Annotated in this window: 11 protein-coding genes; 2 read left to right on the top strand and 9 right to left on the bottom strand. The window is 53.6% G+C overall.

Annotated features, from left to right (window positions below; genetic code table 11):
- Nucleotides 1–128: 128 nt before the first annotated feature.
- The 4 genes from FYC48_RS01135 to FYC48_RS27540 all read right to left on the bottom strand — a co-directional run bounded on the left by FYC48_RS01135 (nt 129) and on the right by FYC48_RS27540 (nt 3,748).
- Nucleotides 129–884: a glycosyltransferase family 2 protein gene (locus tag FYC48_RS01135; RefSeq protein WP_315853757.1), complete on the bottom strand. Its 756-nt coding sequence runs from the start codon at nt 882–884 to the stop codon at nt 129–131.
- Nucleotides 885–991: 107 nt separating this feature from the next.
- Nucleotides 992–2,140 (bottom strand): glycosyl transferase family 28 protein, encoded by a 1,149-nt coding sequence (locus tag FYC48_RS01130; protein ID WP_200836509.1) that lies wholly within the window; start codon nt 2,138–2,140, stop codon nt 992–994.
- Nucleotides 2,137–3,243 carry a glycosyltransferase family 4 protein gene (locus tag FYC48_RS01125; RefSeq protein ID WP_149494867.1) on the bottom strand — a complete coding sequence of 369 codons (1,107 nt, stop codon included), beginning with the start codon at nt 3,241–3,243 and terminating at the stop codon, nt 2,137–2,139. The genes FYC48_RS01130 and FYC48_RS01125 overlap by 4 nt, the downstream gene beginning before the upstream one ends.
- A gap of 289 nt (nt 3,244–3,532) precedes the next feature.
- Nucleotides 3,533–3,748, bottom strand: coding sequence for a hypothetical protein (locus FYC48_RS27540; protein ID WP_160149260.1), 216 nt, complete (start codon nt 3,746–3,748; stop codon nt 3,533–3,535).
- 173 nt (nt 3,749–3,921) lie between these two features.
- Here FYC48_RS27540 and FYC48_RS01120 point away from each other — a divergent pair, with 173 nt between their 5' ends.
- Nucleotides 3,922–5,343: an MATE family efflux transporter gene (locus FYC48_RS01120; protein WP_149494866.1), complete on the top strand. Its 1,422-nt coding sequence runs from the start codon at nt 3,922–3,924 to the stop codon at nt 5,341–5,343.
- Nucleotides 5,344–5,555: 212 nt separating this feature from the next.
- Here the strand turns inward: FYC48_RS01120 and FYC48_RS01115 are convergent, their stop codons facing one another.
- From FYC48_RS01115 to FYC48_RS01100, 4 genes are all read right to left on the bottom strand, one after another.
- On the bottom strand, nt 5,556–7,001 hold the full coding sequence (locus FYC48_RS01115; protein ID WP_235034009.1) for a Y4yA family PLP-dependent enzyme: 1,446 nt from the start codon (nt 6,999–7,001) through the stop codon (nt 5,556–5,558).
- 5 nt (nt 7,002–7,006) lie between these two features.
- Complete coding sequence (locus FYC48_RS01110) at nt 7,007–8,659, bottom strand: FAD/NAD(P)-binding protein (protein WP_149494864.1); 1,653 nt, start codon at nt 8,657–8,659, stop codon at nt 7,007–7,009.
- Nucleotides 8,656–9,708, bottom strand: a complete 1,053-nt coding sequence (gene sbnA, locus FYC48_RS01105) for a 2,3-diaminopropionate biosynthesis protein SbnA (protein ID WP_149494863.1) — start codon at nt 9,706–9,708, stop codon at nt 8,656–8,658. The genes FYC48_RS01110 and sbnA overlap by 4 nt, the downstream gene beginning before the upstream one ends.
- 150 nt (nt 9,709–9,858) lie before the next feature.
- Nucleotides 9,859–10,569, bottom strand: a complete 711-nt coding sequence (locus FYC48_RS01100) for a hypothetical protein (RefSeq protein ID WP_149494862.1) — start codon at nt 10,567–10,569, stop codon at nt 9,859–9,861.
- Nucleotides 10,570–11,100: 531 nt separating this feature from the next.
- Here FYC48_RS01100 and FYC48_RS01095 point away from each other — a divergent pair.
- A complete protein-coding gene (locus FYC48_RS01095) occupies nt 11,101–12,531 on the top strand; it encodes an MFS transporter (protein WP_160149259.1) in 1,431 nt (476 codons plus the stop codon).
- Between the two features lie 96 nt (nt 12,532–12,627).
- Here the strand turns inward: FYC48_RS01095 and FYC48_RS01090 are convergent, their stop codons facing one another.
- The gene (locus FYC48_RS01090) at nt 12,628–14,658 is read right to left on the bottom strand and encodes an ATP-binding protein (protein ID WP_160149258.1); all 2,031 of its coding nucleotides are present in this window, start codon (nt 14,656–14,658) and stop codon (nt 12,628–12,630) included.
- Nucleotides 14,659–14,943: the final 285 nt, after the last annotated feature.

Genomic DNA, 14,943 nt, shown 5'->3' with positions numbered 1-14,943 from the left:
ACTCTAATTAGTTCTCATTCGTTCCGACTAATAATTTAGTTGGTCGAAGAGTCGACGTGGGGGGGCAACGCTACGATGTTCCACATGAAAAATCGTCAAGGGAGGTTGAGTGCGATCGGCATCGCGGTTTAGAACCCCGCGGGAGTTCGAGTTAATGACTGCTCGATTTGATCACTCGTCGGCTTACGCAGCAGCTCAAGCTGGTCGTTGATCGGATCAAAGCGAACCAAACCCTCGTTTGCGAATGCCGACAACCAGGACTCCATTGGCCAAACACCCCATTTCTGTCGGAATCGCCTCGCATTCGAAACGACGTCGACAAGGTGGTTCATTGGCGGTTTGTAGACGGCATGATATTGGTGAAACGCTACCGCATCGACGAAAGCGAACGGAAGACCTACTCGACGCGCGGAGAACGCAAAATCTGTATCTTCACCACCATAGCCTCTGTATTGCTCGTCGAACTTTCCAAGACGTTCGAAATCATCTTTCCGGATTGCAAAGCAAAGAGACCAGAAAAGCTCATATCGACTTGATACAAGTTGCTCATTTTCTTGAAGGCATGGTTGCAAAGGATGCTGAACCGCAATTCGATCCAATTCGACAAGGTCCCAATTTCCTTTCGTAACTCCCTCTGGCAAATATCTCGGACTTCCCATCCAAAGTCTCGCATGAGTTTGTGTCACTTCGGCGAACCGTTCGATCATATGAGCTGATGGGATACAATCCACGTCAAGGAAGATCAGTGTGTCCCCACGACTCAGCTCAGCCGCTTGGTTTCGAGCTTCGGCGAGCGGCAACCTTTTTCCGTCACCATCGACACGTGCGGTCACGATTGGAAACTTGGTTTGCCTAAACTCGGACACATCAACATCCTGATCCATCCCAACAATTATCCATTCGGTCGGTGACATCGTTGATTGACACAGGCCTCGAAACTGGTTGGCCAAGTGGGTTTGTCGTCCACGAACGATGGTAAGCAAGCTAAGGCTCATGATGCGTTTTGCCCCATCTCAGCAATCTGACTGTTTGGGAATAGACCGCTGCACAGCGACGTTGTCCCTGACTGCTCCCCTCGCCTGAGCAGGTTTGAACGAAGCGCGGCTAGTTCGAGAAATCTTGCGGCTTCGATAGCACCGTCTTCACGATAGATTGTGTCCCAAGGCGAAGGATCTAAATTCATTGCTCGCCCGATCAAAGTTTTCCATTCGTCAACCTTCGGCCATTGAGGCACCCCGACGGCTAGTCGTTCTCGGTTGAGAATGTGAACCTTGCGACGTTGTTCGTCGAAGGGGCGTTCCTCTGCAATGGCGATAAACCGGGCCCGTTCGCGTCCCAATTCCATCACACTATTGTGGCCCGCTGCAGAGACCACCATCGTTGCGGCACGAACATATTTAAGCGGTTGGTCCGTCCATCCGACATATCGAAGGTTCATCGGTTGCGTCATGGCTGGTGGCTTCTCTTTACCAACGACCACCCAATCGAAGTCACTAACCGCGGTCGCTGCTTCCGCGAGTCGGGATGCCTGTGAATCGGTTCCACCTTTGCCGAACATCACGACAATGGTCGGACGACTGAATGAAACCGTCTTGTCATCATCGCTGTGAGCGGAGAAACCAGAGAGGTAAACTGACTTGTCGATCACCCAATCGGGCGTCAGTTCATCTTCCATGCATCTTGGAAATGGCGCCAGTAATGCTTCCGCAGCTGCGTAGGCATTAAGGTGGGCCGGATCTCGGCGGTCGCCGTGTTGACGAACCACGACCTGGGGGATCGAAGCGAGACGAGTCAGCATCGAGATTTCTGCCGAGACGTCGACGACCATCAGGTCAGGCTTCGTTCGCGACAGCCAAGCCGTGTATTCGGCGACTCGGCGTGTGATCGAATCCGTCCAAAGCGGTGCGTAGTGAAGCGCGGGAACATCTTGTGACCTGGCAGCACCCTCAAAAGAAACGTCATCGATATCACAGGCAATCTCGATGACTTCCAGTAGGTTCGCACCTTTCCAATCCAGGTCGCCAAGTCGGCTCGTAATGACCGACGACGGCACTTTTAGATGCCGCAGAATCGCTTCCGTTCTTCGTTTATGTCCCATCCCGTGGTAATGCACGTAGAATCCGATCTGTAAGTCATTCATGCCGCTGTCGCTCCGTCGATCGAAGAGTGCCGCATCAGTGGCCGAGGCAATTCGATGCGTGAGTAAAGCTCTTCGTAAGCAACAACCATACGATCAAAGCCAAATTTTTCTTGAACGTAGCGACGGCAGACCCCGCCGTCTAATGCTCGACATTCATTGATACATCGTGCAAGATCTTCCGTATCGCCTGGATCCGCCAAACGACCGACCGATCGACGAACAATCTCTGGAAGGGCTCCGCGGCGAAAGCCGGCGACCGGAGTCCCACTGGCTAAAGATTCAGTGACAACCAAGCCAAATGGTTCATCCCAGCAGGGAGTGACCACAGAAACGGCTGCTCTGCCAATCAGCTTAGACAGCACTTCATGATCTTGATGACCGTGATACACATCCTCGCTACTCAGACGCGGTGAAACTTCGTTGTCAAAGTAGACCTGATCGGAAATCGGGCCAACCACGTCGATTGGCATCCCGGCCTCGTGGGCCGCTTCGATTGCGAGATGAGTTCCCTTGTCGGCTAAGATTCGACCAAACCAGATGGCTCGATTCTCTTTCGATGCTTGATGTTGCATCCAAAAGTTCTCATTCACGCCGTTGTAGATGATTCGTTGCTGACCAAGTTCGGGTGACCATGACTTTGCGTTGGCCTGCGAGATGTTTACAAAAATACCGCACGACCCTGCGCCTCGTCGCCGTACTTCTTGGGTCATGCGAGGTAGCGGTGGCACGTGAAGTGTTGTGATGACAGGACAGGGTTGGCAAGAAGCGAACCGCAGCGGAATCGGACTCAGTGAATGATTGTGGATAACATCGAAATGTTCCATCGCCAGCCGATCCATCAAAGCGCCGTAGGCTTCGTCTTCCACGGCCTCGATCCAATCGTGATCGATGTGTCCGAGTCGACTGATCGAATCCCGTACCGTCGCGACATCGACAACCGAACTGAGTCCAAGTTCATGATCGGAATCTCCACTGGCAAACAACGTGACATCGTGCCCACGATCGCGCAAAGCGGCTACATAATCAAACGTGAATGCTTCGAGTCCACCTGAAAACGGTTTGGCGATCGGATGTTTAAGGTGCCCAATAATTGCGACTTTCATAGAGCGTTCCAAGTTGAGAACAACTGACCAGTGCTCCGGAGAAGCTCCGGCGCTTGTATGCCCCGTCGGCTTCGCAATCGACGTGCCAATGAGCGAAGGGAGTTTGTCTTTCGTTCCAACTCGTTTTTAGGATGAGCCGCATAGCGTTAGCCACGGTTGCGGTGGAACAGCCGGGATTAACGTCCATCGGCGGACAACTCGAACCCGTATTTTCAAACGGAATGAAGCATGAGGCAAAGCCGCGAAAGTTCACCGACCCTCTTCGGGTTCCTCCGCAAATATCTGCTAGTCATTCGTTCGTCCCATTCTCATGGAATCGTTGACGAGACATTTCCTGATAGACCATCCCGTGGCGTTCAACGGGCGTCAGGATAAAACCGTTTCGAACGCAGGTCTGATCCGCGTCATCCATCATGGTCGATACCAGTTCAGTCGTGCCCCGAAGTCGATTGACAAACCGGCTAACCCAAGAGTCTTTGACATGTGTGAAAGATGTTGATGCCATGGTTTAAGGACCTTTGGTAGAAAATTGGCACTGGCTTCGCAGGATGTTCTGCACTGCGGTCGGTAGCCGAGCATCTGGTGCACCAAACAGACCGGTTTTTCGTTTCGATTTCGCGGGAATCGTTCTGCGATCGCTAGCTCATCTCCTTTGAAAACGCCCGACACGTTGTTCGAATGCTAAAGCAAGTCCAGCCCCGACCCGCTGATCCCTATGGCTATCGTGCTTTACTATCCATTGCACTTCCACTGATCGCGACCGTTGGCTGCTTTTCGGTCACACTGTTCACCGACCGAGTGCTGTTGATGTGGTACGGGCCAACCTCTTCGGCCGCTTCGATCTCGGCCGGCAATGTGTACTGGGCGATTGCCTGTATCCCCGTGACGGCGATGGGGTTCACAACACCGCTAGTCGCTGCTGCGATGGGACGCGGATTAAAAACATCTGACTCCGAATCTCAACCCCACCAGCGAAATGTCGATAAAATTCCGGGATTGGTTTGGAAGCTGATTTGGCAAAGTATCTGGATCACATTCGCGACGCTTCCCCTATTTGCCTTGATCGGATGGTTGAGTCCAACTCTTTTCTTGGCGTTTGATCATGATCCGAACCTAGCCGCCGAAGAGGCGACCTACTTCCGAACTCTTTTGTTGGTTGCTCCCGCGTCGATGCTTGAAGCAGGCTTGACCGCGTTTTTTGTCGGCCGTCGAAAGACAGGTCCAATCTTTCGCACGAATGTCGCGTCTGCCGTATTAAATATCTTCCTGGATGTTTGGTTGATCTTCGGGGGGGCAGGTGTACCAGCACTTGGCGTCCTTGGTGCGGCGCTTGCGACTGCGATTGCCATGTGGTTTAAAGCCGCAATCTTCGCCGTATTGATCGTTCGATCGTCGCCTTCGATCAGGTCACTGGTGGAACACTATCGACCCAACCGATTGGTGATTGGACGCATTCTTGGTCCAGGTTCTGTCTTGGGAATCCAGCAACTAATTCGATCATCAATGTTTAGTTATCTCATGTTAATGATCGGGACCGCATCGGTGACCGGACTGGCTGCAACATCAGCCGCGGTTAGCCTTTATCAATTGTTGTCGATTCCGGCCGTCGGGCTCGCCACCGCGGTCACTGTGATGATCGGCCAATCGCATACCTCGGCGACGATTCACTTAGTCCGCGCGGTTGTTCGACGTAGTCTGGTGTTTAGTGCGGGAGTATCGTTACTTGTTGTCGCCCCTCTTGTTTCGTTTCCCCATTGGATTGTTGAAATCCCTTTGTACGGCGTAAGCAAAGACGAAGCGGATGCGGTTCGTCCCATTGCAATTTTTCTCTTGCGGTTTGCCGCGGCGTACGGGGTGTTCGACATCACGGCTCTGACGCTAGGTGCCGTTTTGAAAGGGCTGGGGACCACGACGCCGATTCTTATTTCAACGTTGTTCGCTTCTATCGCCGCGTTGACATTTGGCTGGTTTGGTGGGTATGCGTCCGTCTCACAAGTCACCCACTGGTGGTCCGCCCTGGTCATCTGGGCAGCAACGCAAACCATCTGCCTGGCTGTTTTCTTAGTCAAACGTGGATCATTGGCGAGGCCCCATGGGTGATCACATTCAGGTGTGGCAATGCCGCCAGAAACCTCGCCTCATCAAGTTTCAACTCGCCTCGACTTTTTCCAGGGAAGACTGCTGGCGAACTCTCGAAGCGAGTCGTATTCACCGAAGTGCAGTATTCCCGGATGGATGTAGCTCGATTTGCAGACAGCTTTGGTGTTGCCTAAGGCTTTCGCCGTTACCGACACAGTCAACAGCGGCAGCGTTCATGGATGCGCTGCGTCCACATCGATTGGGTCGAGTCGTACCGGGTCGTCATAGACGAGGTTTTTAGCCAACGGAAATTGATGTGAGCGACTTTCCAAGAAGTGCATCAGATAACCTGCGGTGTTGGGGAACACAACAAGGTCACCACGCTGGATTCCATTGGGGAACCGCAGCTTCCGGAGACTAATCAATTCGGATTCGGTGCAGTAGGCACCGACAAGATATCCAAATTGTTCAGCTCCGCCGTTGTGCGAATCTTTCTTGATCACAATTGGGTCAACCAAGAAGTCATCGCTCGATGTGCGGCACTGCGTCCGATTCATTGCCAAACCGACAAGCAGATCATTGTCGGAGTTTCGCTTACAAAATTCAACGCGCGCGATCGTCATCCCACAGCCGTCCATCAAGCTCCGTCCTGGTTCACATCGGAGTTGGAGATCGCGCCGTTTGATCGCGTCGGCAACGAGCTCGTCCCCAATTGGGGCGCTAAGTATCGAATCAAGCCAGTCCGCTCGGACCGGGGATTGATAGTACGGATACGACTGCCTCACACCGTGAATCTGTCCATTAATGGCGAGTAGTCCGAGCCCATGATTCCGATAGGTCACCGGATCGCGTTTGCCTAACAACGCGGATTCCAGCTGGGCCCAGAATGTTTGCCACTGATCACCGCAATGTAAGTAGGACATGGGAAAGCCACCCCCAATATCAATGAATTGTGGGGCAAACTGCTGTTCCTTTGCCCGGTCGATCCAGCGGAGCACACACTCGATCGCATCGATCCGCTGACTCGCATCATAACCATCGAGGTGAAAATGAAACCCCACTAAATTCACGACATCACGATCGAGTTTTCCGAGTAACCCAACGTCATCGGCGTTAAATCCGAATCGCGTAAATAGTTTTTCGCCCTGATGCCAGAAGCCACCTAGTCGCAACGCAAGTTGCGCCGGACGCCCATGTGTCTTGGCGATTTTTGTAGCTAAGGCGAGCTCATCTTCATTGTCGATCGCGATCCCCACTCCATGCCGCACGCAGGTGGTAAGTAGCGATTCGGATTTAACCGCGGCGGTGCAGATCAGATCTTTGGCGGCCACTCCTCGATCAATCGCTTGCAACAGCTCGATCTCACTGGCGGTATCGATACCGACACCGTCATGAATCGTTTGTTCGATGAACGTGAGGCACTTATTCGACTTTCGCGCGAAGAACACTTGAAAGTCCACTTCATGATGTTTCGCGACATCGTCCAGCTCCGCCACATTTTTTGACATCGGTTCACGATGAATCAAGTTGAGCGGTGATCCATGGCTATCGATCCAATCAAACAACCGTGGATCATTCAAAGCGTCTTGCATCCACGAGGCGATCTTCGCGTCAAGTGGCGGCATTCCATGACAATGAGACCGAATCGTACGGGCTGGCGGTTCAACAGATTTCGTCATCGTTGTTAAAAAGTAACTGGCCGGGATCGTCGAGTGATCATCGTAGCGGCCCACCGTTCAAGGTGTGGATGCAACGATCGGCTAAGTGTATCGTTCCCGATAATGATGCCTTCGGTGCATCGCCCGAACACGGCAAGATTTTTCGTCCCCCGTGGAGCGTCGGCACGACCTTCTTCGTCAACAGCGATCGCACCGGTCATTGGATCATGCTGGAGATAGCCTTGTTGAACCAATTTGTCAATCAATCCGTTTTCTTCGGGTTCATTCGGCTTGGCAAGTACGGCGATGACATTTTCACTTGACGGGGTGGGTTCGTCACGCTGGCAGGAACATCGTAACATCCCTTGCCGCGCCAACGTCACTACTTTTTCGATGGATTCTGCGGGAGGTCCGAAGGCAATTCGTTCCATTTCCGCGGCCGTTCTGCTGTACGCAGGCCAAGATTTTGGGATTAAACCGCCGTGGCTGATCAATGTCACCATCTGTGGATACAGTGTTCGCCATGCCGTGCCCAACGCAGCAGGGGCATCGTACGGACGCTGGGCAGTAGCCACCAACCAAGACGTGATCATCGCCCGAACCGCAAGGCTGTGATTCATCGAGTAACGTCCCCAGCGGCGAAACCAGTCGCCCACACTTGCACCAGATTCATCGATACCATTTCGATTCAGCAACGCTGCGGCGGATTGGCAAACGATCGGCCATAGTTGTCGCCGAAAATCAATCTGGCCGACTTGTTGTCGGAGTTCGCCGAGTTGTTCTCGGTAGGGATCCCAGAAGGAATCATCGATTGGCTCGACTTTTTCTGTCGGCTTAGCCAACATCGGACGCCCTGATCGAGAAACGAGATGGATCCGATTCGGTTCGTTGCCTTGGGGAACGTAACATAGACGATTTCCATTGCGTAAGAATTTCCCGCCACGACCCTCAGTCAACGAGAGTACCGAATCGATCGCCGTCAAACCGAACCCGGTCACAAACACATCACCAGACAATTTGGCTCGATCACCCGAAAGGCTGCTAAACGGGAATGAACTGACTGGCGTATCGCAAGACGCGCTGCCGGTGACGCCGACTCGTCCCGAACATCGCAGGCCCTCATGTCCGACCGTAATCACGACCTCATCAAACACTTGACGTTGCTCTTCGGTCGTGACAACCCAAGTCGCTCGTTCACGGCGAAGATCGTTCACTTTTTGCGTCACTCGTTCGACATGGCAATATTTGGATAGCTCTTCGATCGTCGTCTGGTAGCACTCATGCAGGTATTCACCCACGACAGCCCGCGGGACGTACGCATCGGCGTATGCATGTTGTGGATGGTGTTTGTCGAGCCATCTCAAGAGCGACAAGTGCCGCCTGTTCTTAGCATGTTTGTCATTGTCTAGGCTCCAGAAATCGATTTGCCCCGCCGCCAGGTTCATTCGCAAGTAATGTGGTTGCCGCGGATCATAAACGATACCCGCGCCAGGAAACTTGGATGGTTCGAAGATCGTGATTTCGATGTCACCACTTCCTCCGTTCGCTTTGATCTGTCGCAGCAAGCTTTCCAAGCAGTAGCTACCTCTCGGACCACAACCGATAACGGCCACGCGGACAGAGGGGCCAAACGCTCGTGTGTCAATGATTTGGTCAGTAGAATAAGTAACCGTGCTCATGATACGACCTCTTCAAGTTGAGCGACCCGATTGGTTTGCGTTCCTTGAATCAGCGAACGCAGACGCTCGGGGGAACAGTGCAAATTGGTTTCGACCCATCGATCGTTGAAAACGGTGTCCAGATAACGACACCCGCTATCATGCAGGACAGCGACACAGCGTTTCCCCCGAAGTCCGTTTCCGCGTGGGCCGTTGCCCAATTCACGAATAGCTTCTAGGACGCCGCCGGCCGATCCACCGACCAACATTGCTTCGCGTTCGGCGGCACGCCGGCAACCGACCACACATTGCAAATCATCGACTCGTAAGACTCGATCGACGCAGGTAGACTTTGCGAGCGGTGGCACGCGGCCGGCACCTAAACCAGGAATCTGTCGCGGGCCATGTGAACCCCCGAACAAGACACTTCCTTCGGCATCGACCGCATAGACTTTGGCATCTCGTCCGCGCATCCGCAGGTACTCCTGACACCCTTGGATAGTTCCGGTACTACTGGTCGCGACAAACAATGCATCGAACTGCCCGCCGAGCGCCTGATCGATTTCCGCGATCGTGCCGTGGAAATGCGCCTCGGGGTTTGCAACGTTGGCATACTGGTTTGGCCAATAGCTATTAGGGATTCGCTCAAGCAACTGACAAACTCGGGCCAGCCTCGCTTTTAAGAAATCACCTTCGATCGGCGTATGGACGTACTCGATCGTTCCCCCGAGTGCTTCGATCATGCGGATGTTCTGCTGCTGGGCTCGCGGATCGACCACACAGATGAACGGTAGCCCGTGGTATCGGCAGGCTTGGGCGAGGCCGATCCCCATATTGCCGGATGACGATTCGATGATGGTCGACTGGTGAGTGATCTGACGCCGGGCCAAAGCGACATCGATCATGTTTTTTGCGGGGCGGTCTTTCGCACTGCCTCCGGGATTTGCCGCTTCAAATTTGACAATTAAGTCGATGTCATTGCGATCAAGGTAGCGGCGAAGACGAATCAATGGCGTATGCCCGATCGCGTCGAGGACACCGTTATGAATCATTGGTTGGGTTGCAAACATGGCGGATGATCTCGGGTAATGAGCCGCTCGGAAATGAGGGCTGACCACCCCAAAGCAAGACGCATGCCAAAGGATTCGATCCCCGTGATAATTCGCGTTGACGATGCTTCACGGTCAGTCGCGAATTCTAAAAATGGCCAGCATGGTGGCTTAGCGGTCAACCAGACGCCGAGAATAGGCAAGCAGGTCGATTCCTATCTCGGCCACGATGATATGGCCCTTCGTCAGCCACGCCGCGGCGAATGCCCACACCGCGACCCATTCGGCCCAGAAGAGAAAGTTGAGATCATTGAGCCAACGCTTCCATTCCACCGGGAGCAATAGCAGGTAGCTTCCCATGGCAATCATGCTTAGCAAGATGACAACCCCGCTGGTGTAATAAACCAAATTTCGCTCGGCGATGTGGTTGGCCATCTCGGGGTCACTGTGACCCCGACTGGGAAAGTGATAGAGTGAGTAGGTGGCGAGCGTGAGAAAAAAAACGCCGCCGCTGAACGAGTGTAGGTAGCCAACCAGCGAGCGTTGGTAGAGTGGGTCGCTAGCGTAGTCGAGCGGAAACAGTGCCACCCCGAGCGCCGCGGCACTGCCGATGTTGGCCGTCCAATCTTCGATCCACCCGTAGCCTCGATAGCAGTACAGGAACACTCCCATCGCGCAAAGCGTTCCGACAAACAGATCACGAAGCGGCGTGTGGTAGTAACTGCTCATGTTGTCTTGGATTTCCACGTCTAGAATCAGCCAACCGAGCGGGCCCAATACCACCGGCAGGATCAACCCACTCAGCCCGATCGCGCGACGAATCCCAAGGTACGACAATACGAGCGGATGATTGTGATGTTGTGAAGGCGAAGATTCGGGCATCCAGTGTTCCTTTTAGCGAGTCGGTACGGTCGCCGGCCGTCGGCAAGGTGTGACTGCGCCCCTCAGTTTCCGATCTGGGGTAGCAAAGATGATGCCCAACATGACGTCGATTGATTCGATCTGGCCAGGGCGACGTCCGTTGACGAGAATCCAAGCACACAAACCGAATCGGCGCCTCGTTCTGCTAGAAAGACGGCAAGCGCCCGACGGATGAGTGCTTCGTTCCATTTGAAAAAAACGGATTCAAGTCATCAGCCGTTGGGCGTTAGCCCCGGTTATTGCACCGAAACCGTGGCTATCGGTATGCGGCTCATCCTAAAATCGAGTTGGAACGAAGCACTGAACAGCTTTCCGCTGAACAACGCCGCGAACTGATCCGAAGCTTCATCATTTTAACAATTGAGCTGACGGCGTTTGCCGCAAGCCCCACCGTTTTTTGGGGGCGGCGACAAAAGTCTGACGCGAACGCGATCGACTCATGACTTCAGCATCTTTCTGAGAGACTGCGCGTCGATCGGCATCCCGATGCCAATGAATTTTTTATCCGACCAAATCGCCAAGCGTAGCCGCGTCTTCTACGGATATTGGATGCTGCCATTAGCAATGCTGCTACAGATCGGATCTAGTCCCGGGCAAACGTTCGCGGTTAGTGCGTTCACACCCGCGTTACTCGATGCGATCGACCTCACGCAAAGTCGTCTGGGATTGGCTTACATGCTCGGAACCCTGCTCGCGGCGATACCGCTGACCAGCATTGGTCCCGCTTCAGATCGAATTGGGCTCAAACGAATCGCATGCTTCGTCATCTTAGGACTAGCCGCGGCATGCTTGTTCGCTTCAACGGTCACTAGTTTCTTGGGGTTGTTGGCAGCGTTCTTCTTTTTACGATTCCTTGGCCAGGGATCGATGTCACTGTTGTCGAACAACACGACCGCGATGTGGTTTCGAACTCGGATCGGACGTGTCTCGGCGCTACTGAGCATTGGTTCGGCAGTCGCGTTTGCTTGGGTTCCCGATTGGTTATCGACTGCGATCGAGACCATCGGATGGCGTTCCACGTACCGATGGATCGCGGTTATCCTCGTTGTGTTTCTGTTTCCGGTGATCCTTCTTTTGTACCGCAACCGTCCCGAAGATTTGGGGCAATCGGTCGATGGCATAATGCCAAGCCCGCATCCTGAAACCATCGGCGCTACATCGGTGGTGCATGTTTCGGACGATGTGGCTTCAAAAGACGATCGTTCGCAAGCGTTCGGCGAATCGGATGCCGGACAGCCCGGTCAACTTGACGATGTCGATGGGATGCAACTGGCCGATGCGATTCGGACGGTTTCTTATTATGTTATCGGGCTTTCGAACATCGTTTGGGCGATGGCAGGAACCGGTGTCTTGTTCTATCTATTCACGCTTTGTGCCGAGCGGGGGTTGGATAAGGACGATGCGAAAACACTGTTTAAGATCCTGGGATTTTCGATGCTTGGCGCACAACTTTGCGGTGGAGTGTTGGGTGACTATCTAAGACTCAATCGATTATTCGGAATCGGTACTAGCATGATCGCGCTCAGCTTGATCTGGCTTCGCTTCGATCATTCATTGCTCGGTGCCAAGCTGTTTGCAATGTTGTTCGGAGGCGGTCAAGGAATGTTGATTTCGGTAACCGGTGTGATCATGGTTCGTTATTACGGACGTCGTCACCTGGGAAGCATTCGCGGCGCCATCTGGTGTGGGACCGTCGCCGGAAGCGGTTGTGGGCCGTTATTGATGGGAGCATTTATGGATCGAACCGGGGCTTATGACCCCGCTATCGCATGCTTCGCTACGGCAATGTTGCCCCTGGCCGTCGCGGCCTGGTTCATTCATCCACCGCAATTGACATCCGATGGTGAGGGTGCGAAGGAATCGGCGAATGCGTCGCCCCCAGTTCTTGCAACGACAACCACTTGTATCGATTCAAAGACTTAGACAAATTGTCGATCGATAGACCGAATTAGATTCTCGGAGATGCACTGACGCGATGAGGGCTGATTCGTCTGAACTTGGCAAACGCAAATCAATGCGTCAGATGTAGAAGAGCATTGCGTCGGGCTGCATGTGATAGGTTGGGAAATTGAATCGGAATTTTGTTCCCTTTCCAAGACTTGATTCGATTTCGATGTCACCGCCGAGAGCCTGGCAAGCTTCTCTGACAGCAGCCATACCAACGCCTCGGCCGGATACTTCGGTTGCCATGTCTTTCGTCGTGACCCCATCGGCGAACACTGCGTCTTGTAGTTCGTCTGTCGAATCGCAGGTCAGGCCAAGCGATTGACAGCGTTCGGCAACTTTCAACCAATCAATTCCGGCGCCGTCATCACTGACCTCGAACACGAATTGCTCGTCTTCTTCCCACGCTCGCAGCGTCACTTTTCCGGCGGACTCTTTTCCTGACTTCAAACGGTCATCGGGTGACTCGATACCATGGTCGATCGCGTTCCTGACAACATGCACCACCGACCCCCAGAACGCGTTCCAATCGGGCCCCGGGGGACGCCTTACATTTTCTGCTTCGACGTTCACTTCGACACCGGTTTTGCCGAGTCGTTCGGCGAGTTGGCTCGCCCGTTCGGCCAACAACTCCAAACGCCGATCGACCGGATCCCAAGTCCAGCGTCGCATCAAAGCGGCAAGCAGTGGACCTCCGACACCTGATTCGACTGCTTGCAGTGTCTGTTCAAAATCTTTCTTGTCGACAGTGACATGATCGATGTCTTCCATGCTGACGATCGTTGACAATCGCGCGCGGACTGCGATCCACTGAGTCTCCAGTGCTTCCCACCGTGCCGCGTCGTAAGCACCATCGATTTCCTCGAGTTCGTCTTCCAATCGATGCAACCATCGAGAAAAACTGTTCAATCCGAAGATCGCCGAATTGCCTTTCAGCGTGTGCACCCATCGTTTTTGTTCTGCCAACGTTCCGATTCCAGTGGTCAAATCGGAAACCAAACGATCGGCTTCATCCATGAATCCGCGAACACTGCCGGGGTCACGAACAAAGCGAGTGAAGATCGTCAACTGTTCGCGTTGTAGTTCACTGGCAAGTTTGAATTCACGTTCGGCTGTGACGTCCGTACAAATAACCAAGATGTGTCTCAGCTGATCATCGATCACCACCGGTCGGTAGGTTAACTCATATGACGCGCCCTCAAAATCAAAGGACTTCGGCAGTTGATCGATTGCAAGTTCGAGTGGCATCCAATCACTCGAAAGCTGTTCCCAGTTCATCTCGAAACTTTCGGCGAGTCGTTGGTCGGTGCCTTCGAACCAGGTCCAAAGTTTGACCCCAGCGACTGGACAGCTAAACCATCTCTGAAAAATCGCTGACGGCGGCCCCACGAAGTCACCTGCCAAGTTGACGATCGCCAGGCCTTCGATGACGTTATCCAAGACTAGCAACGAATCGGCGTGTGCGGACTCGGCTTCACGTCGCGCCTGTTCGGCGATCTCGTTGGCAGCATGCAACTTGAACGTGGCTGCTTCTTGGGCGGCGCCAAATGACCACGCCGTTGCGGTGACAACCGAAATCAGTCCTAAGGAAACCACGGCTGCTTGCACATTCGCGAGATTCTGCGGGATTTCAGATTCCGGGTACCACGGTTGATCAGAAACCGCCATCAACACCAACACGAATGTGGCACTGACCACAAACCAAATAATTCCTGACTGTCGTCCCGCGAGGATGACCGCGACCAACGGTCCGAAAAACAGCCAACTGAGCGCCGAGGAATGGACGCCCCCAGTGAATACGATCGGGAAGCCGACCCCGACGGTGCAAGTCAACCCCAGCAAGTTGCCGACCAGCCATACCGATCGATACCTTCGGAACAGAAAGAAGATAACCGGGACGGTTACCAACGCTTGCTGTGGGCCGATGTTTGAACACGTCGTCCCCAGTACGATGTAATAGACCGAATACACATAGGCGGCGCAGAAACCGAGTGTCAACAGTAAGACGACGAGACGGCTGCGGCGAACCGATTCTGCGTCCTCTTGCGTCGTGTCTTCGGGGAGACAGAATTCGATCCATCGATCGATGGGGTGATCTGATGACACTTTGTTGATGAGTAAGGAGGGAACGCGACACCGTCCGGTTTCCAAACCTAGCATCGCCCCTCGTTTTATAGGTGAGATTCCTCGTCAAAGCGTCGAGGAGTTCCCCTTAAAAAGTATTGGTGTAACCATATGCGACAGAGTGTCTACGCACTCATGCTTGCCGTAGTGCCATACCGCACGATTCGAGCAATGTCCGCCGTCCGTACCGGAATCGCATCCACGATTAAGTAACACGCGATTAGGTCACACTCGTAGGGGAGGGATCACAGACAAACTCCGCGTCCG

It is taken from the genome of Roseiconus lacunae, from assembly GCF_008312935.1.
Taxonomy (GTDB): domain Bacteria; phylum Planctomycetota; class Planctomycetia; order Pirellulales; family Pirellulaceae; genus Stieleria; species Stieleria lacunae.
The sequence above is the reverse complement of the archived record's forward strand: the minus strand, read 5'-3'. Positions and strand labels throughout refer to the sequence as shown.